Below are 18,961 nucleotides of genomic sequence, written 5' to 3' on the forward strand. Positions count from 1 at the left end.
TATTATAAGCTAAATTACTTCAGCAGATTCATTGTATCGGTAGCAATCATCAGCTCCTCGTCGGTTGGGATGACAACAACCTTAACCTTTGAGTCATCGGCAGAGATGATGGCCTCTTCGCCACGAACGTTGTTCTTCTCGTCGTCGAACTTAACACCCAGGAACTCCAGGCCCTTGCAAACCTCAGAACGCATAGAAATCTGGTTCTCGCCAACACCGGCGGTGAACACGATTACATCTACACCACCCATGGCAGCAGCATAAGCACCGATATACTTCTTAATACGATAGAAATACATCTGCTGAGCCAGTACAGCCTTAGGCTCACCAGCCTTAGCAGCGTTCTCTACGTCGCGCATATCGCTCGAGCCACCAGTGATACCAGCTACACCACTCTTCTTGTTGAGCAGGTCGCTCATACCATCAGCGTCGAGACCGAGTTTCTTCTCGATGAAGGTAACAGCACCACCGTCGATATCACCAGCACGAGTACCCATTACCAAACCCTCGAGTGGGGTAAGACCCATTGAGGTATCAATACACTTGCCATCCAGAACAGCAGCGATAGAACCACCATTACCGATATGGCAGGTAATCATCTTAGTACCCTCGGCCTTGATACCCAGGAACTCGCAAGCACGAGCTGATACGTAACGGTGAGAGGTGCCGTGGAAACCATAGCGGCGAACACCGTACTTCTCGTACAGATCGTAAGGGATAGCGTACATATAAGCCTTAGCAGGCATGGTCTGGTGGAAGGCGGTGTCGAACACACCAACCTGAGGCAGACCTGGCATCAGCTCCTTAACAGCATTAACACCCTTCAGGTTAGCAGGGTTGTGCAGGGGAGCCAGATCAGAGCACTCCTCGAAAGCCTTCAGAACCTCGTCGGTGAGGATAACTGACTTATTGAATTTCTCGCCGCCATGCACCATACGGTGACCTACAGCGTCGATCTCCTTCAGATCTTTGATCACACCGATTTCGGGATCGGTAAGCAGAGAGAAGATAAACTTAACACCCTCGGTATGCTCGGGGATATCGTGCATAATCTGCTTCTTCTCGCCATTGGCCAGCTTCACCTTTACAAAGGCATTGTCCAAGCCTACACGCTCAGCACCACCACTGGTCATCACGCTCTTATCGTCCATGTTGTACAGGGCGTACTTGATAGATGAAGAGCCACAATTCAATACAAGAATCTTCATATTTAATGTTTAATCTTTAATGTTTAATGTATTACTTCTTGGCGTCCATAGCCTGACAAGCGGTGATGGCAATCATGTAGTAGATGTCATCAACAGAGCAACCACGCGACAGGTCGTTTACAGGACGTGCGATACCCTGTAGGATAGGACCGATAGCGATAGCATCGCCCAGGCGCTGAACCATCTTATAACCAATGTTACCTACCTCGAGGTTAGGGAATACCAGTACGTTAGCCTTACCAGCGATATCAGAACCAGGAGCCTTCTTAGCACCTACTGATGGAACCAGAGCGGCATCGGCCTGCAACTCACCGTCAATCTTGAGTGCTGGATCGAGTTCCTTAGCCAAACGAGTAGCCTCAACTACCTTATCTACTACCTCGTGCTTAGCTGAGCCCTTAGTAGAGAAGCTGAGCATAGCCACACGTGGCTCAGCAAAACCAGCCACGCTCTTAGCAGTCTGAGCGGTGCAGACAGCAATCTGTGAGAGCTGAGCAGCATCTGGCATTGGGGTAACAGCTACGTCGCCAACTACCAATACGCCATCCTCGCCATACTGCTTCTGCTTAGAGATGAGCAGCAAACCACCACTTACACAGGTGATACCAGGCTGGCACTTGATAATCTGCAGGGCAGGACGCAGTGTATCGCCAGTAGTAGAGAGTGCACCATAAATCTGACCATCGGCACCTTCGGTCTTGATAATCATACAACCCAGGTACAGAGGATTCTTAATGAGCTTACGAGCCTCCTCGATAGTCATCCCCTTGCTCTTGCGAATCTCAGCCAGCTTCTCAGCAAGCTCTTCGCTCTTGTCGTAGTTTTCAGGGTCGATCAAGGTTGCCTTACCAATGTTGGTGAGTCCCTTCTCCTTAGCCAGAGCCTCAACCTTAGCAGGGTTACCAATCAGGATGATGTCGGCGAGGTCGTCGGCCAGAGCCTTATCGGCTGCACAGAGTGTACGCTCCTCTTCTGCCTCAGGGAGCACAATGCGCTGCTTATCACTTTTAGCACGCGCTACAATTGAACTTAATAGATCCATAACTTTGATTTGTTTTAAAATGTTATATATATGAATTCTTTATTGTTCTAATTCTTTGGTGAGGATACTCTCCAGTTCCTCGGCCGAGAGACGCAGATGGAACTCGCCTTTAACAGCGACAGAGATACCACCCGTTTCCTCGGATACAACGATGGCCACAGCATCGCTCTCTTGCGATACGCCCATGGCAGCACGGTGTCGCAACCCCAACTCCTTTGGGATATCCATATCGTGACTTACCGGCAGGATACAACCTGCGGCCTTGATACGTTTCTTGGATACGATCATGGCACCATCGTGCAGGGGTGAGTTCTTAAAGAAGATGTTCTCGATGAGTCGCTGATTGATATTGGAGTCGATCTGATCGCCGGTCACAGCTATCTCGTCGAGTGGCATCGCACGCTCTATCACGATGAGCGCACCTACCTTGCCACGACTCATATTCATCGATGCCATCACAATAGGCATGATAATCTCCTTAAGTGCCTTCTTATCATCTTCGCCCACATCCCTTGATGTAAATAGTTTGGCAAATGCCCGCATACGACGGTGGGCACCTACGTTATAAAGGAACTTACGGATTTCGTCCTGGAAAAGTACGATGAGCGCGATAACACCCACACTCACCAGCTTATCAAGTATCGAGCCAAGCAACTTCATCTCGACCACCTGCGACACGAACAGCCACGTAATCACAAACATCAGAATGCCTATGAACACGTTAAGCGAACGTGATTCGCGCATCAGCCTGTAGATGTAGTAAAGTATCATAGCTACAAGCAGGATGTCGATGAAGTCCTTTATGCCAAACTCGAAGAACATGTTTATTTTGCGATTTGACTATTTAACGATTGCACCATTTTTACGCATTCTACGGCCTGACGTACATCATGCACTCGGAGGATGTGAGCCCCCTTCATGAGCGAGATGGTGTTAAGCACCGTAGTACCATTGAGCGACTCCATAGGCGTAGTACCCAAGAGTTTAAAAATCATCGACTTACGCGAGATGCCTACCAACAGGGGCAGTTCCATCACGTGCAGACGCTCCATCTGGTTCATAATCTCGTAATTCTGCTCCAGCGTCTTACCGAAACCAAAACCAGGATCAAGAATGATATCGCAAGCACCACAATCACGCAACTGCTGTACCTGTCGGGCAAACGACATCAGCATGCTTTTCAGCGTGGGCTGCTGCGACATTAATATATAAGGTACGCGTAAGCGCGACACTAACCGGTACATGGTCTCGTTGCCTTCGCTCACATCGTTAATGATATCGGCACCAAACTCCTCAACCGTCATATGGGCCACATCGGGACGGAACGTATCTACCGAAATAATGGCATCGGGCAACTCACGACGGATAATCTTCAAACCAAAACGCAGGCGCTCCATCTCCTCGGCCTCCGACACCTCGGTGCCACCAGGACGGGTAGAATAGCCACCCACGTCAATCATGCTGGCACCTTCGTCGATAATCTGATGACAACGCTGCACAATTTCAGCCTCAGTCTGCACTCGGCTCCCTGCATAAAAAGAGTCGGGCGTAACGTTCAGGATTCCCATCACCTGCGGGGTGCTGAGATCCACTAATTTGCCTCGAATTTGAATCGTTTCGTTCATATCGCCCACAAAGATACACATTTTTTTTGGATTAAGAATCCTGAATTAAGAATTTTCACTATCTTTGCACCAAAAATAACGAAGTTTATGGATATTAAGGAACTATACAAGCTGTATGAGCAGCATCCGTGCATCACAACCGATAGTCGTGACTGCCCCGAAGGAAGCATCTTTCTGGCACTGAAAGGTGAGTCGTTTAATGGTAATAAGTTCGCCTTGCAGGCACTCGAAAAAGGCTGTGCTTATGCCATCGTAGATGAAGACGTGGCCAACGATCCCCGCATCATCAAGGTTGACAACTGTCTGCAGACTTTCAAGGACCTGGCCCGCGAGCATCGCCGCCAGTTCGATATCCCCGTAATCGGTATCACAGGCACCAACGGCAAGACCACCACCAAGGAGCTTATTGCCGCTGTGCTCTCACAGAAATACAATGTGCTCTACACCCAGGGTAACTTTAACAATGATGTAGGTGTACCCAAGACGCTGTTCCGTTTGAACAAGGAGCACGAAATAGCCGTAATTGAGATGGGTGCCAGTCACCCTGGCGACATCAAGACGCTGGCTGAGACCGCTGAACCTACTTGCGGACTGATTACCAACGTTGGTCGTGCCCACTTGCAGGGCTTCGGTTCGTTCGAAGGTGTGATTAAAACAAAATGCGAACTTTACGATTTCCTGCGCAGTCGCGAGGACAGTCTTATCTTTATCAATGCCGACAACGAGCACCTGATAGATCAGATTAGCGACGACGAGGAGATGTGGTTATCACCCTACTCTACCGATCCCGACAACCAGTACTCGTGCATCAGCGGCGAGGTATTGGAGTGCAACCCATTCCTGAAGTTCCGTTGGCGCGAGCCTTTGATGGTACTCGAAGAAGAAGGTCGCAGCACCAAGTGGCACAAGGTACAGACCAAGCTGATTGGATCGTATAACATCGACAACCTGCTGGCAGCCATCGCCGTAGGTATCAACTTTGGTGTAGATCGCAAAAAGATTGTAGCCGCCCTCGAAGCCTACGAGCCATCCAACAACCGCAGTCAGATGACCGTTACCGAGAAGAACCATCTGATAGTAGATGCCTATAATGCCAACCCCTCATCAATGCAGGCTGCCCTCGAGAACTTCAAGATTATGCAGGCCGACAACAAGATGGCCATCCTTGGTGCCATGCGTGAACTCGGCGAGGTATCGGCCGAGGAGCACCAGCATGTGGTTGACTACCTGAAAACATCGGATATCAAGACTGTATGGTTGGTAGGCGAAGAGTTCGAGGACACCCAGTGCGACTTCCGTAAGTTTAAGGATGTAGAGGAGGTAAAAGCCGCCATCGCTGCCGAACAGCCAACAGGCCATTACATTCTTATCAAGGGTTCAAACAGCACAAAGCTCTATCAACTGCCCGAACTGCTGTAAGACATTGATCATTGAAGTTTAGGCTTTGAACTTTAAAGGTTGCACGCTGTGGGCAATTCTGCTGGGGCTACTAATGATTAGTTGCGGAAAGCAGAGATATCAAGACGAGAGCCTTGAGCAGAGTAATGGTGTGTACTACTGGCGCACCGACTTGCATCTCGATTCTACCGAGCGTGCCTTCTTAAAGCAACACCATATTAATAAGGTATATTGCAGATATTTTGATGTAGTGATGAGCGATGATGGCACTGAGCCCAAGCCCAATGCCACCATCGCTTTTACTGATACGTTACCAGCCGGCATCGAGCTCATACCCACCGTTTATATTACCGAGGACTGTATGCAAAAGCCCCACAAGGACCTGGCCGAAAAACTGGTGAAACGCATTATGCAGATGAACGAGACCAACCACATCGGCAACGTTCACGAGATACAGATTGACTGCGATTACACCTCAAAAAGTCGCGCCACCTATTATCAGTTCCTCGAAACCATCAAATCACAACTGTCAACTATCCACTATCAATTGTCAACTACCATCCGACTGCACCAGCTATCAATGCCCGTGCCACCTGTGGATTATGGTGTGCTGATGGTTTACAACACGGGCGATCCACGTAAGTGGCAGGAACGGAATCCCATTCTCGACTATCGCGATGTGTATCCATACCTTAACAAGCTGGCCCAGTATCAGTTACCCCTTGCTGCAGCCTACCCCGTTTACCAATGGATACGCAACATACAGAACGTAAGGATAGAGCATACCATTGAGGCGGCCGAGCTATTGAAAGTAAAGAAAACCTTAGAAAAAGAGCGCCCCTGCCTAAGCAAGGCTGTCATTACCTATCATTTGGAAACAGATAACATTAACAGATATAAGACCGAGACCTATGAAGAGATTTATCATCATTAGCCTTTTATGTGTACTCGCCATGCCCATGATGGCATGCTTGTGGTGGGACACCACCAACTCCTATCTGTTCAGCATGTACGAGCAGAAGAACTTTAAGAACCGTGTGGAGCGTATCTGCAACGACAACTGGAAAGCCTATCTCGGATCTACCGAGGAGTACTTCTGGTTTAATGCCGACGATGCCATCAAGGCCGCCCGAAAGAAAGGCGATGTCCTGATGGTGAGCTACCTACAGAACCTGAAGAAATACCTGAACTGCGTAGATATTGAACAGCGCAAGCAATACGAGTGGAACTACCCCACTCCTCAGGACATAAACGCCCAGAAACGCGACCTGCAAACGGTACGCACCTATGCCATTGGCAAAACCAAGACCAAACTGCGCTCGCAGCATGCCCTGCTCTATATGCGCTGCAACATGATATTGGGTCGCCATCAGGACAACATTAACTTCTGGGAGCAAACAGCCAGCAAGTTCATCGAGACCGTATATAAGGATATGATGAAGAACATCTATGCCGGTGCCCTGTATAAGAGCGGTCGCACAGCCGAAGCTGGCGAGATGTTTGCCGAGATGGACGACTACGAGAGTTTGATGACCATCTATTATAAGAAACGCTCGTTCCAGGCCATCAGTCAGCAATACCAGCAGAACCCCAATGCCAAGGTGCTGCCATTCCTGTTGCAGGACTTTGTAAACAATGCTCAGGAAGCTGAAGATGCCAAGACCGAAGGAGCTTTGGGCGGTAAGCTCTTTATCCGCGACATCAACCAGCAGGAGTCGGCTCAGATGCAGCAGTTCTGTCAGAAAGTGGTACGCGAAGGTAAAACCGAAACACCCATTATGTGGCAGAGTGCGAAGGCCTGGCTCGAATACCTGGCAGGCAAGAAACAGGAAGCCCTGAAAGACATCAACACCGCCATGCAAATGGAAGGTACCCAGCGTATGAAGGATAATGCCCGCGTGTTGAAATTCTTCATGACTACCGCCACAGCTAAACCCAGCGACAGTTTTGACACGTATTTTACCGAAGAGCTGACATGGATGCAGTCTAAACAGCAAACAGCCGACGGATTCTTTGACAGTGCATTGCGACGAATCTCGTATCAGGCTATCGTGCCCCACTATCAGAACAAACCCGAGCAGCAGTTGGCGCTGATGATTATCACCAACAACACCGATTACATCGAGCGTATGGAAACCATGCCTGTGGCCGACCTGGAGAAGTTTTTCTATTACACCAAGACACCAGGCGACAAGCCCTTCGACCAGTTCCTGCAGCGCCAGTTCCAGATTAACGATTCATCGTACATCGAGCTCATCGGCACCAAGTACATGCGCTTAGCCAAATGGGACAAAGCCATCGAGTGGCTCAGCAAACTGCCCCTGACATACTTTAACTATCACCACAGTCAGGAGTACCTTTATTATTCTACAGCACGCAAGTACGATGTTGAACCTTGGATAACACGCCAGTGGCTTGATAGCAGCAATGCCTACAAGCGCGAGCAGAAGTGGAACAAAAACATCAAACTCGAATTCTGTAAGGAGATGCAGACCATGGAAAGTTCGCTGAACCTATTGCAAGACAAAGCTCTCGACCAGCGTTATTACGACCTGGCCGTACGCTATGCCCAAGCCAGTTTGAAGGGCGACTGCTGGTGGCTGCTCCGCAGCTCGAAGAACATCTACGACTCGGTACGTGTAAACGAGATTGACTTTGGCGCTAAAGCTGCGGAGCTGTTGCAGAAGACAACCATGACAAAGGATAAGAACCTGAAGTTGAAGGCTATGTTTGCCATGGGCTGGCAGGAACTCTATAACGCCACACCAGGTGCCAAGCTGTGGACCAGCAATGAATGGAACGAGCAGGCAGCCGACTATATCAGGCAGTATAACCGCGAATCGTGGCAGTTCCGCGCCTTCCAGAATCTGTACAATATGGTTGAGAATATGACCAACAAACCAGCGTACATTACCAAGTGCGATGAGTACGACCAGTTCCGTCAATACTACAGTAAGCATAAATAAGGGATTTAGTAAAAATTATCCCTTTTCGTGCACGTATTTCAAAAAATAGATGTACCTTTGCAGGCGATTCTTCGGAATCACCCGCAAAATCGGGATGTAGCGCAGTTGGTAGCGCACTACGTTCGGGACGTAGGGGTCGGGCGTTCGAGTCGCCTCATCCCGACCTAGAGCAAGAGAGGTGACTGTGTAAAACGGCCACCTTTTTTATGGCTTTATGTATAAATTTTCGTCCAGAAATGCATTTTTTTGCGTTTTTCCTTGGATATTCCGCTAAAATTGAATAAATTTGCACCCCGTAAGTTAGAAACGTTAGAAACAAAACTGAATATTATGGCAGAAACATTGGAAGTAAAGGAGCTTGACCAAGTGGTTGTACGCTTCTCTGGTGACTCCGGCGACGGCATGCAGCTTGCTGGAAACATCTTCTCTACGGTCAGTGCCACCGTTGGTAACGGCATTTCAACATTCCCCGACTATCCAGCCGACATCCGCGCCCCGCAAGGTTCGCTCACTGGTGTATCAGGTTTCCAGGTACACATCGGTGCTGGTAAAGTTTACACCCCTGGTGACAAGTGCGACGTGCTCGTAGCCATGAACGCAGCCGCGCTAAAGACACAGTATCGTTACGCCAAGCCCGGTGCAACGATTATCATCGACACAGACTCATTCGGTCCTAAGGATCTGGAGAAGGCCCAGTTTGCTACCGAGGATTACCTCGGCGAGATGGGTATCGACCCCGACCGTGTGATCCAGTGCCCTCTCACTACCATGGTTAAGGATTGTCTGGCCGACAGCGGTATGGACAACAAGGCTATGCTGAAATGTAGAAACATGTTCGCGCTCGGATTGGTTTGCTGGCTCTTCGATCGCGACCTGAACCTCGTAGCTAACTTCCTGCGTGAAAAGTTTGCCAAGAAACCTGCTATCGCCGAGGCTAACATCAAGGTGATTCAGGCTGGTTGGGACTATGGTCACAACACACACTCAAGCGCTATCAATGTTTATCGCGTAGAAACCAAGGAGAAGACTCCTGGACGCTATATGGATATCACCGGTAACAAGGCTACCGCTTACGGCTTCATCGCTGCTGCCGAGAAGGCTGGTCTGCGCCTTTACTTAGGTTCTTATCCTATCACTCCTGCAACCGACGTGCTGCACGAGCTCAGTAAGCACAAGTCGTGCGGTGTCATCACCGTACAGTGCGAGGATGAGATTTCAGGCTGTGCCTCGGCTCTCGGTGCTTCGTTCGCCGGTGCACTGGGTGTTACCTCAACCTCTGGTCCTGGTGTTTGCTTGAAGAGCGAGGCCATGAACCTGGCTGTGATTATGGAGTTGCCACTCGTAGTACTCGACGTACAGCGTGGTGGTCCTGCTACCGGTCTGCCAACCAAGAGCGAGCAGACCGACCTACTGCAGGCCCTGTTCGGCCGTAACGGTGAGAGCCCCATGCCAGTGCTGGCAGCCACCAGTCCTGCCGACTGTTTCGACGCTGCTTATCAGGCTGCCAAGATGGCCCTTGAGCACATGACACCTGTGGTACTGCTCACCGATGCTTATATCGCTAATGGTTCTGGTGCTTTCAAACTGCCAGAGATGGCCAAGCTCGATGCCATTAATCCTCCTTACGTTCCTGAGGAGCTGAAGGGTAAGTGGACACCTTACATGCGTGCCGAGAACGGAACCCGCTACTGGGCTATTCCTGGTCGCGAGGGCTTTGCTCATATCCTGGGTGGACTGGAGAAGGACTCTAACACAGGTGCTATCTCTACCAACCCTGAGAACCACGATCTGATGACTCGTCTGCGCCAGCAGAAGATTGACAATATCCAGGTGCCCGACCTTGAAGTTGACGGCGATGCCGATGCCGACCTGCTGATTGTTGGCTTCGGTTCCACCTACGGTCACCTGCACTCAGCTATGGATGAGCTGAAGGCTAAGGGCTACAAGGTAGCTCAGGCTCAGTTCAAGTATCTGAACCCACTGCCAAAGAACACTGCTGCCGTTCTTACTAAATATAAGAAGGTGGTAGTAGCCGAGCAGAACATGGGTCAGCTGGCTGCTTACCTCCGCATGAAGGTTGACGGCTTCGTACCTTACCAGTTCAATCAGGTAAAGGGCCAGCCATTCGTAGTAGAAGAACTTGTAAATGCGTTTGAGGAGATCATAAAAAAATAATTAGCAACGGACTACAGGACTAAAACGACTTTACAAAAATAGTCCTTAAGTCCTGTAGTCCTTGCAAAAAATATAAAAAGTATGGAATATACAGCACAAGATTTTAAGAAAGGCCAGCCTCGTTGGTGCCCTGGTTGCGGCGACCACTTCTTCCTGGCTTCACTCCATAAGGCTATGGCCGAGATTGGCGTAGCTCCCGAGAACGTAGCAGTCATCTCAGGTATCGGCTGTTCAAGCCGTCTGCCACACTATATGGCTACCTACGGCATGAACACCATCCACGGTCGTGCCGCTGCCATCGCTACCGGTGCTAAGGTAGCTAACCCCAACCTGACTGTATGGCAGGTATCAGGTGATGGTGACGGACTGGCTATCGGTGGTAACCACTTTATTCACGCCAACCGTCGTAACATCGACCTGAACATGATTCTGCTCAACAACCGTATCTACGGTCTTACCAAGGGTCAGTACTCTCCTACCTCACCCCGTGGCTTCGTATCTAAGTCGAGCCCTTACGGTACCGTAGAGGATCCTTTCCGTCCTGCCGAGCTTTGCTTCGGTGCCCGCGGTCACTTCTTTGCCCGTTGCGTGGCTACCGATGCCAAGGGTACTGTTGAGGTTCTGAAGGCTGCTTACGAGCACAAAGGTGCCAGCGTAACAGAGGTTCTGCAGAACTGCGTAATCTTCAACGACCATTGCCACGATGTGGTTTACAACAACGAGGGTCGTAAGAAGAACGCCATCTATGTAAAGCACGGTGAGAAGTTGGTATTCGGCGAGAACAACGAGTTCGGACTGGTACAGCAGGGCTTCGGACTGAAGGTAGTTGAGATTGGCAAGGATGGCTACACCATCGACGATGTACTGGTACACGACGCTCACTGCGAGGACAACACTCTGCAGCTGAAGCTGGCTATGATGACACCTGAGGATGGATTCCCCATCGCTCTCGGTGTAATCCGCGATGTAGAGGCTCCTACCTACAACGATGCCGTTCATGCACAGCTGGCTGAAGTAGCTGCTCAGAAGAAGTATCACAACTTTGAGGAGTTGCTCGAGACCAACGACATCTGGGAGGTTAAATAACCTCTAAATTACCCGCGAGTTTGTAAACTCCACATATCAATCATCCCCATGGCAAATCGTTGTGGGGATGATTTTTGTGTAAAAATACACTCATTTATCGTTTTTTCTCTCAACTATAAAACTAGTTTCTCAATAAATGATTATCTTTGCGCTCGATTTTTACTTAAAACCAAATATTAAATAATAACTTATAACATATGTTTCACATTTACGAAGGATTTCATCTTGTTGAGGCGTATCACAAAATGCGTCACAATCGTAAGTACTATCCTGCCGATGGTACCAAACGAGCTATTAAGATTGCACTTGTAGCTCTCATTACTCTGTTACTTTGGAATATGCCTGCCGAATGGTATGGCATCCAGAACCTTACCGTCATTCAGCAGCGCATCATCGCTATCTTCGCGTTTGCTACACTCATGTGGGTTTTCGAGGTTGTCAGCTCGTGGGCCACTTCGGTAGCCATCATTGTGTTGATGCTTCTATTCTGCACAGACAGTGGTATCCTACCCATGGTGAACGAAGAAGAAGTAGGTAAGTTGCTTAGTTACAAAGGTGTGATGGCCACCTTCGCCGACCCAGTGATTATGCTGTTTATCGGTGGATTTGTGCTGGCTATTGCTGCCACCAAGACCGGTCTCGATGCCCAGTTGGCCAAGGTGCTGCTGAAGCCTTTCGGCACACGCAGCGAGATGGTGCTCTTAGGATTCCTGCTCATCACCGGTTTATTCTCGATGTTCGTATCTAACACAGCTACAGCTGCCATGATGCTGACATTCCTCACACCTGTGTTCCACCAGCTGCCTCCCGAGGGTAAGGGTCGTGTAGCCCTGGCCATGAGTATCCCTGTAGCTGCCAACCTGGGTGGTATGGGTACCCCTATCGGTACACCTCCAAACACCATCGCCCTGAAATACCTGAACGATCCTGAAGGTTTGAATATGGGTCTGGGCTTTGGTCAGTGGATGATGTTCATGTTCCCACTTGTTATCCTGCTGCTGTTCATCAGCTGGCGCATCCTGCTCAAGGCATTCCCATTCACACAGAAGACGATTGAGCTGAACATAGAGGGTGGTATGAAGAAGGGTTTCCACTCTAAAGTGGTTATCATCACCTTCTTTGTTACCGTAGCTCTCTGGTTGCTCGACCGTGTTACTGGTATCAACTCATATACTGTGGCTATGATTCCCTTTATGGTGTTCGCCCTGACAGGTGTGATTACCAAGCGTGACCTGGAGCAGATTAACTGGAGTGTGATCTGGATGGTGGCCGGTGGTTTCGCACTGGGTTACGGTCTGAACGCTTCGGGACTGGCAGCTAACGCTGTTGAGAGCATCCCCTTCGGCGAGTTCTCACCACTGCTCATCCTGTTGATGGGAGGTGCTATCTGCTACCTGCTCAGTAACTTCATCTCTAACTCGGCCACAGCAGCACTGTTGATGCCTATCCTGGCTATCGTTTGTGGTGCCATGGGCGACAAGCTGGCTCCTATCGGCGGTACACCAACCGTACTGATCGGTGTAGCCATCGCAGCCTCATCGGCCATGATTCTGCCTATCTCTACCCCACCAAATGCTCTGGCATTTGCTACAGGCTATGTGAAGCAGAATGATATGGCAAAGATGGGTATTGTAATGGGTATCATCTCTATGGTATTAGGCTTCGGTCTGGTTTACCTGATGGGAACACTCCACTTGATTTAATTCTAGATTTTTAGGCACGGATTACACGGCTTAAATAAAATTTAAGACACGGCTTTAGTTGCGATGCTAAAGCCGTGTCTTTTTATAAAAAAAAGCTGTGTAATCCGTGCCTATAAAAAAACTACAGTTTCTCGCCGTAGCACAGGTCGCCACAGTCACCGAAGCCTGGAACGATATACTTATGCTCGTTCATACCTGGGTCGATGGCGGCACACCAGATGGTAGAGCCATCGGGAAGCGCACTTTTCACAACCTCAAGTCCCTCGGGTACAGCAATCACACAAGCCACGTGAATCTTCTTGGGTTTGCCTGTCTTTACCAATGCCTCGATACTGGCAGCCATAGAACCGCCGGTAGCCAGCATCGGATCGACAATCACCAGTGTTTTGCCCTTGGCACTTGGTGCAGCCAGATACTCGGTATGCACGCCCACCTCGGTATGCTCACGGTTGGTGTACATACGATAAGCCGATACGAAAGCATTGTCGGCATGATCGAACACATTGATAAAACCCTCGTGGAAAGGCAGACCGGCACGCAGCACAGTGGCAATCAGCAGGTCTTCCTTTGGCAGCTGGATATCGATAGTGCCCAATGGTGTTGTAATAGTCTTGGGACGATACTCCAGAGTTTTCGACAACTCGTAGGCCATCATCTCGCCCACACGCTTGATATTATGACGGAACAACAGACGGTTCTTCTGATAGTTCTTGTCTCTCAGTTCCGACATGTACAAATTGATAACCGAATTGGTTTTGCTAAAATCTACTACTTCAATCATATACTTACATTTTTGCGGCAAAAGTACAAATTTAAAATGACAGTGACAAGTTTTAATAGGAAAAACATGCTGAGTTAGGACAGATCGGAAGGACTGATTCCAAATTCATCCTTGAAACACTTGGTAAAGTAGCTGGGGGCGGTGAAACCAACCTCGTAGGCAACCTCGGCGATGGTCTTATCGCCTTTTACCAGTAACTGATAGCCGCGATTCAATCGGGCAGAACGCAACAGCTCGACAGGCGACGAACCAGAGATGGCCTTAACTTTACGGTACAGCTGTACACGACTCAGATTCATAGCAGCAGCCAAATCATCAACAGTCAGATCACTGTCGGAGAGACGGGCCTCGACCACATCCTTGAAGCGCACAATGAATAGCGGCTCCTTGGCCGATTCAGCAGCCTCATCTTCGGGTTGAACGACGGGCTGTGCAGCCGCAGGCTGTTGATCGGCAGGCCGTACCGGCTCAGCTGGTGCCTTCATGTTCCACAGGTTATTGACAATACGCTCGCGCTGGGCCGACACTCTGGAACGATGATAGAGGATAAAGAGTACTAATATAAGTACCAGCAATGCCAACAAGACGAGTGCCAGCAACGAGATGGTGCGCTGTGTTGACAGTTGTTCAAGATAGCTGGCGGCTTTTTTCTGAAGTTTAATCAGATTATGCGCCTGGCGCACCACTTCGTCGCTTTCGAGTAACAGCACCGTAGCATTATCGCGGGTTACCAAAGCCGAGGTAAACAAGGTTTCTCTTGGATATTCTTTGCCATCGAGGATGTCGAGGGCCAGTTGTAGCAGTTGGTCGCCATGTGTAGGATAGATATACGAGGCATCGAGGAGCGAATCGCGCACCTGTTGGATACCACCATCAGGTCCTGGCAAGGCATCGATACCACAGAACATGGGCAGTTTGGCGCCTCGTTCTTCGAAGGCCTTACGGGCCCCAATAGCAGAACGATCGTTATGTCCGAAAACCAGATCGATACTATTCATATCGCCCTTCCAGTTCTTAACGGCCTGATAAGCCGTAGGCTCAGTCCAGTCGCCTTGTATTTCGGCCACCACCTTAATATCGGGATAGGCTGCCAAAGCCACATGGAAGCCATTATAACGCTCCTCGGCAGGCGATGAACCTTTCAGTCCTTTCACTTCCATTATCTGCCCCTTACCACCAAGTTGGGTAGCGATGTATTCACCCATCAGGTGTCCCATCTCGTAGTTATCAGCACTCACAAAGGCTGAATATTTTCGCGAGTCGGTTTTACGTTCGAACACGATAACGGGGATGCCCTTATCGTAGGCACGGTCGATAGCAGGCGACACCGACGAGAGCTGGTTGGGAGCCACAATCAGCAGATTGATACCACTTTCCACCAGACTGTCTATCTGTTTACTCTGAAGTTCAGAATCGTCGTGAGCAGCAGTAAAGCGTAGTTCTACGCCCTCATGAAAGTTGGCCTCCATTCTCATCTCGGCGTTCTGCCAATCGCGCCAGATATCCTCAGAGCATTGCGATACACCTATTATATATTTAGGCTCGGCTTGTTTGCATCCCATGAACAGGATGGCCGTAAACATTAAAATAGAAATGAAAGAGTTTCTCATCATTGATCTCTGTTTTATGCAGGCAAATATACGAAATAATCGCGAAACACGAAAACAAATTGATATTTTTTTGTATATTTGCAAGAGATAATAAGAATAATCGTTCATAAATTAGCAAAAATGTTACATTGAAACAAAAATAGGACGCAATGAACGAAATTTTGACGCTGCACGCACAATACATTAGTAATTTTGTGCAGGATTTAAAATCAGATTTGAGTACTAACAATTAAAACAAGCAACAATGGAAAGACTAAAGAAACGTTTTCTGTGTTTTGCTCTCTTGCTCGTAAGTACAATGATGTATGCACAGACAGAGATCAGTGGTACGGTGATAGATGCTACAGGCGAAGCTGTCATCGGTGCTACAGTAAAGGAGAAGGGGACCACGAACGGTACAGTAACCGATTTCGATGGAGCCTTCACCATCAAAGTGAACGAGAATGCCACTCTGGTTATCTCGTACATCGGCTACCAGACACAAGAGGTACCTGCGAAACAAGGTATGAAGGTAACTATGAAAGACGACAGCGAACTTCTGAAGGAGGTTGTGGTAACAGGTTATACCACCCAGCGCAAGGCCGATCTGACGGGTGCCATCTCGACCGTAAGCGTAGACGAGATTGCCAAGCAGAACGAGAACAACCCAATGAAGGCACTGCAGGGTCGTGTACCAGGCATGAATATCACAGCCGATGGTAATCCTTCGGGTGCTGCAACGGTCCGTATCCGTGGTGTAGGAACCCTGAACGACAACGATCCACTTTACATCATCGACGGTGTGCCCACAAAGGCTGGTATGCATGAGTTGAACGGTAACGATATCGAGAGCATCCAGGTGCTGAAGGATGCAGCTTCTGCCAGTATCTATGGTAGCCGCGCCGCCAACGGTGTGATCATCATCACCACCAAGAAGGGTAAGGACGGCAAGGTAAAGGTGAACTTCGACGGCAGTGTGGCCACCTCGTTCTATACTAATAAGATTGAGACCATGAACGCCAGCGAGTGGGGACGCGCATACTGGCAGGCTTGCGTGAACGATGGTGTGAACCCAAGCAACAATAACCTAGGATACAACTACGACTGGAGCTACGACGCTAAAGGCAATCCCGTACTGAATAATATGACTATGAACATGTATCTGGACGAGAACGCCAGTGTACGTGCAGGTGATACAGACTGGTTCGATGAGATTACGCGCACAGGCGTGGTACAGCAGTACAACCTCTCGGTAAGCAACGGCTCGGAGAAGGGCAGTTCATTCTTCAGCATTGGCTACTACGACAACCAAGGTACCATTAAGAAGAGTAACTTCAACCGTCTGTCGGCTCGTGCTAATGCAGACTATAAGCTGTTCGATGGCAAGGTAGTGATTGGTGAGAACTTCACCATGAACCGTACCAAGGGCAATGACGCTCCTGGCGGAGTGCTGGAGCACGCACTTGAGTTTAACCCTAACTTCCCTATATGGGCAGAGAACGGTAAATATGCTCAGGCACTGGGTGCCTACTCTGAGCGCGAGAACCCTCTGAGCATGATTGATAATAACAAGGACAACGAATACACACAGTGGCGCTCATTCGGCGATGTGCACCTGAGCATCACCCCATTCAAGAACTTTATGGTTCGCACCACACTGGGTATGGACTATACACAGAAGGAGCAGCGCTTCTTTACCTACCCTATCGAAAATGGTAAGGTTAAGCGTACCGATAGCGCTGTTGAAAGCAAGCAGGAACACTGGATGCGCTGGATGTGGAACGCCATTGCTACCTATAATCTTGAAATCGGCAAGCATCGCGGCGATGCCATGATTGGTACAGAGGTGAACCGTCAGGACTATAAGTGGAATAGTGCCAAGCGCTATGAACTGGCTATTCTGAACACCGACTATATGTGGCCAAGTGCTGGTGCAGGCAAGCAGTTAGCCGAAGGTTCAGGCGAAGGATTCAGTCTTCTGTCATTCTTCGGTAAAGTGAACTACACCTACGACGACAAGTATCTGGCATCTGTCACCATCCGTCGCGACGGTTCGAGCCGATTCGGTAGCAACAACCAGTATGGTACATTCCCATCAGTATCAGCTGGTTGGCGCATCTCAGAAGAGAAGTTTATGGCTAAGACAAAGAGCTGGCTCGACAATCTGAAACTTCGCTATTCTTGGGGACAGACTGGTAACCAAGAAATCTCAAACACTTCACGATACACCCTCTACAAGTCGGTAGTATCTACTGGACTATGGGGCAGCGGACAGGCTGGTTCTTCATACGACATCAGCGGTAAGAACGGTGGTTACGACCTGGCGAACGGTTATGTACGCAATCAGCGCGGTAACGACGACATCAAGTGGGAAACCACCACACAGCATAATATAGGTATTGATTTCGCTATCCTGCGAAACGAAATCTACGGTAGTTTCGACTGGTTCAACAAGAAGACCACCGACATTCTGCTCTTCATGGAAGGTATCGCTGCTATGGGTGAAGGATCTGGTCAGTGGATCAATGCCGGCGAGGTGAAGAACAACGGTTGGGAACTGAGCATTGGCTATCGCCACCAGTTGGATAACGGTTTTTCGTGGGATATCAACGGAAACATCAGTAAGTATGTGAATGAGATTACAAAACTGCCTGAGACAGTAGCTGCCAACGGTAAGTATGGTGGTAACGGCGTGAAGAGTGTTGTAGGTCATCCTATGTTTTCACAGGTTGGCTACATCTACGACGGCATCTTCAAGAGTCAGGAGGAGATTGACAATCATGCCACACAGGAAGGTGCAGGACTGGGCCGAATCCGTTATAAGGATCTTAACGGCGATGGCATCATCACAGAGGCCGATCAGGACTGGATATATGACCCAACACCCGACTTCACTTGGGGTCTGAACATCTACCTGCAGTACAAGGACTGGGATATGACCATGTTCTGGCAGGGCGTACAGGGTGTTGATGTAGACTGTCGCGGATATAAGTCGCAGACCGACTTCTGGGCCAACTCTGCCATCAACGTTCCTTATCTGAACAAGGGTAAGCGTGCACTCGACGCTTGGAGTCCAGCTAATCCTGGCAGCAATATCCCTGCCCTCACCACATCGGATACCAACAACGAGGGTCGTGTATCATCTTACTACATTGAGAACGGTTCGTATGCCAAGCTGCGCACCATACAGCTGGGCTACAACCTGCCCAAGAAGGTTACAGAGAAACTACACATGGACCGCATCCGTGTATATGCCTCGGCTCAGAATCTCATTACCATCAAGAGCGGCAAGTTTACTGGTGCCGATCCTGAGAACCCTGGATTCAACTATCCTATACCTCTCAACCTTACATTTGGTGTGAACGTAGGATTCTAATTGAATTGATAA

The 18,961-nt window shown here is 49.2% G+C and carries 13 protein-coding genes and 1 tRNA gene; 8 read left to right on the plus strand and 6 right to left on the minus strand.

Translation table 11 applies throughout. The features are described from left to right. Positions 1–14 precede the first annotated feature (14 nt). The 4 genes from PRU_RS11650 to folP are packed head-to-tail and all read right to left on the minus strand — an operon-like array spanning position 15 to position 3,875. Positions 15–1,208, minus strand: coding sequence for an acetate kinase (locus PRU_RS11650; RefSeq protein ID WP_013065574.1), 1,194 nt, complete (start codon positions 1,206–1,208; stop codon positions 15–17). Between the two features lie 31 nt (positions 1,209–1,239). Continuing rightward, the gene (gene pta / locus PRU_RS11655; RefSeq protein WP_013063602.1) at positions 1,240–2,250 is read right to left on the minus strand and encodes a phosphate acetyltransferase; all 1,011 of its coding nucleotides are present in this window, start codon (positions 2,248–2,250) and stop codon (positions 1,240–1,242) included. A gap of 39 nt (positions 2,251–2,289) precedes the next feature. After that, complete coding sequence (cdaA, locus tag PRU_RS11660) at positions 2,290–3,072, minus strand: diadenylate cyclase CdaA (protein ID WP_013064034.1); 783 nt, start codon at positions 3,070–3,072, stop codon at positions 2,290–2,292. Between the two features lie 2 nt (positions 3,073–3,074). Continuing rightward, positions 3,075–3,875: a dihydropteroate synthase gene (folP, locus tag PRU_RS11665; RefSeq protein ID WP_013064619.1), complete on the minus strand. Its 801-nt coding sequence runs from the start codon at positions 3,873–3,875 to the stop codon at positions 3,075–3,077. 87 nt (positions 3,876–3,962) lie between these two features. Here folP and PRU_RS11670 point away from each other — a divergent pair, with 87 nt between their 5' ends. The 7 genes from PRU_RS11670 (at position 3,963) to PRU_RS11700 (ending at position 13,203) form a co-directional block, all read left to right on the plus strand. Continuing rightward, the gene (locus tag PRU_RS11670) at positions 3,963–5,294 is read left to right on the plus strand and encodes a UDP-N-acetylmuramoyl-tripeptide--D-alanyl-D-alanine ligase (RefSeq protein ID WP_033150753.1); all 1,332 of its coding nucleotides are present in this window, start codon (positions 3,963–3,965) and stop codon (positions 5,292–5,294) included. A 73-nt stretch (positions 5,295–5,367) separates the two neighbouring features. Further along, the gene (locus tag PRU_RS11675) at positions 5,368–6,207 is read left to right on the plus strand and encodes a hypothetical protein (protein WP_049769159.1); all 840 of its coding nucleotides are present in this window, start codon (positions 5,368–5,370) and stop codon (positions 6,205–6,207) included. Then, the gene (locus PRU_RS11680; RefSeq protein WP_041386181.1) at positions 6,185–8,239 is read left to right on the plus strand and encodes a hypothetical protein; all 2,055 of its coding nucleotides are present in this window, start codon (positions 6,185–6,187) and stop codon (positions 8,237–8,239) included. Before PRU_RS11675 ends, PRU_RS11680 begins: the two co-directional genes overlap by 23 nt. 90 nt (positions 8,240–8,329) lie before the next feature. Continuing rightward, a tRNA-Pro gene (locus tag PRU_RS11685) sits at positions 8,330–8,402 on the plus strand. Positions 8,403–8,569: 167 nt separating this feature from the next. Further along, positions 8,570–10,414: a 2-oxoacid:acceptor oxidoreductase subunit alpha gene (locus tag PRU_RS11690; protein WP_041386837.1), complete on the plus strand. Its 1,845-nt coding sequence runs from the start codon at positions 8,570–8,572 to the stop codon at positions 10,412–10,414. A gap of 81 nt (positions 10,415–10,495) precedes the next feature. Next, positions 10,496–11,500, plus strand: a complete 1,005-nt coding sequence (locus tag PRU_RS11695; RefSeq protein WP_013064854.1) for a 2-oxoacid:ferredoxin oxidoreductase subunit beta — start codon at positions 10,496–10,498, stop codon at positions 11,498–11,500. A 197-nt stretch (positions 11,501–11,697) separates the two neighbouring features. Further along, positions 11,698–13,203, plus strand: coding sequence for an SLC13 family permease (locus PRU_RS11700; RefSeq protein ID WP_033150751.1), 1,506 nt, complete (start codon positions 11,698–11,700; stop codon positions 13,201–13,203). 121 nt (positions 13,204–13,324) lie between these two features. Here PRU_RS11700 and upp read toward each other — a convergent pair whose 3' ends face one another. Continuing rightward, complete coding sequence (upp, locus tag PRU_RS11705) at positions 13,325–13,981, minus strand: uracil phosphoribosyltransferase (protein ID WP_033150812.1); 657 nt, start codon at positions 13,979–13,981, stop codon at positions 13,325–13,327. Between the two features lie 77 nt (positions 13,982–14,058). Continuing rightward, positions 14,059–15,597 (minus strand): AraC family transcriptional regulator, encoded by a 1,539-nt coding sequence (locus PRU_RS11710; RefSeq protein WP_177168175.1) that lies wholly within the window; start codon positions 15,595–15,597, stop codon positions 14,059–14,061. A 241-nt stretch (positions 15,598–15,838) separates the two neighbouring features. Here PRU_RS11710 and PRU_RS11715 point away from each other — a divergent pair, with 241 nt between their 5' ends. Further along, on the plus strand, positions 15,839–18,949 hold the full coding sequence (locus tag PRU_RS11715; protein ID WP_013064696.1) for a SusC/RagA family TonB-linked outer membrane protein: 3,111 nt from the start codon (positions 15,839–15,841) through the stop codon (positions 18,947–18,949). Positions 18,950–18,961 lie beyond the last annotated feature (12 nt).

The sequence above is a fragment of the Xylanibacter ruminicola 23 genome (assembly GCF_000025925.1).
Lineage (GTDB): Bacteria > Bacteroidota > Bacteroidia > Bacteroidales > Bacteroidaceae > Prevotella > Prevotella ruminicola.

Bases quoted from the DNA above. Each gene is read 5' to 3' on its own strand.
- PRU_RS11650 (WP_013065574.1), bottom strand. From the start codon at position 1,208: ATGAAGATTCTTGTATTGAATTGTGGCTCTTCATCTATCAAGTACGCC.
- pta (WP_013063602.1), bottom strand. From the start codon at position 2,250: ATGGATCTATTAAGTTCAATTGTAGCGCGTGCTAAAAGTGATAAGCAG.
- cdaA (WP_013064034.1), bottom strand. From the start codon at position 3,072: ATGTTCTTCGAGTTTGGCATAAAGGACTTCATCGACATCCTGCTTGTA.
- folP (WP_013064619.1), bottom strand. From the start codon at position 3,875: ATGAACGAAACGATTCAAATTCGAGGCAAATTAGTGGATCTCAGCACC.
- PRU_RS11670 (WP_033150753.1), top strand. From the start codon at position 3,963: ATGGATATTAAGGAACTATACAAGCTGTATGAGCAGCATCCGTGCATC.
- PRU_RS11675 (WP_049769159.1), top strand. From the start codon at position 5,368: ATGATTAGTTGCGGAAAGCAGAGATATCAAGACGAGAGCCTTGAGCAG.
- PRU_RS11680 (WP_041386181.1), top strand. From the start codon at position 6,185: ATGAAGAGATTTATCATCATTAGCCTTTTATGTGTACTCGCCATGCCC.
- PRU_RS11690 (WP_041386837.1), top strand. From the start codon at position 8,570: ATGGCAGAAACATTGGAAGTAAAGGAGCTTGACCAAGTGGTTGTACGC.
- PRU_RS11695 (WP_013064854.1), top strand. From the start codon at position 10,496: ATGGAATATACAGCACAAGATTTTAAGAAAGGCCAGCCTCGTTGGTGC.
- PRU_RS11700 (WP_033150751.1), top strand. From the start codon at position 11,698: ATGTTTCACATTTACGAAGGATTTCATCTTGTTGAGGCGTATCACAAA.
- PRU_RS11710 (WP_177168175.1), bottom strand. From the start codon at position 15,597: ATGATGAGAAACTCTTTCATTTCTATTTTAATGTTTACGGCCATCCTG.
- PRU_RS11715 (WP_013064696.1), top strand. From the start codon at position 15,839: ATGGAAAGACTAAAGAAACGTTTTCTGTGTTTTGCTCTCTTGCTCGTA.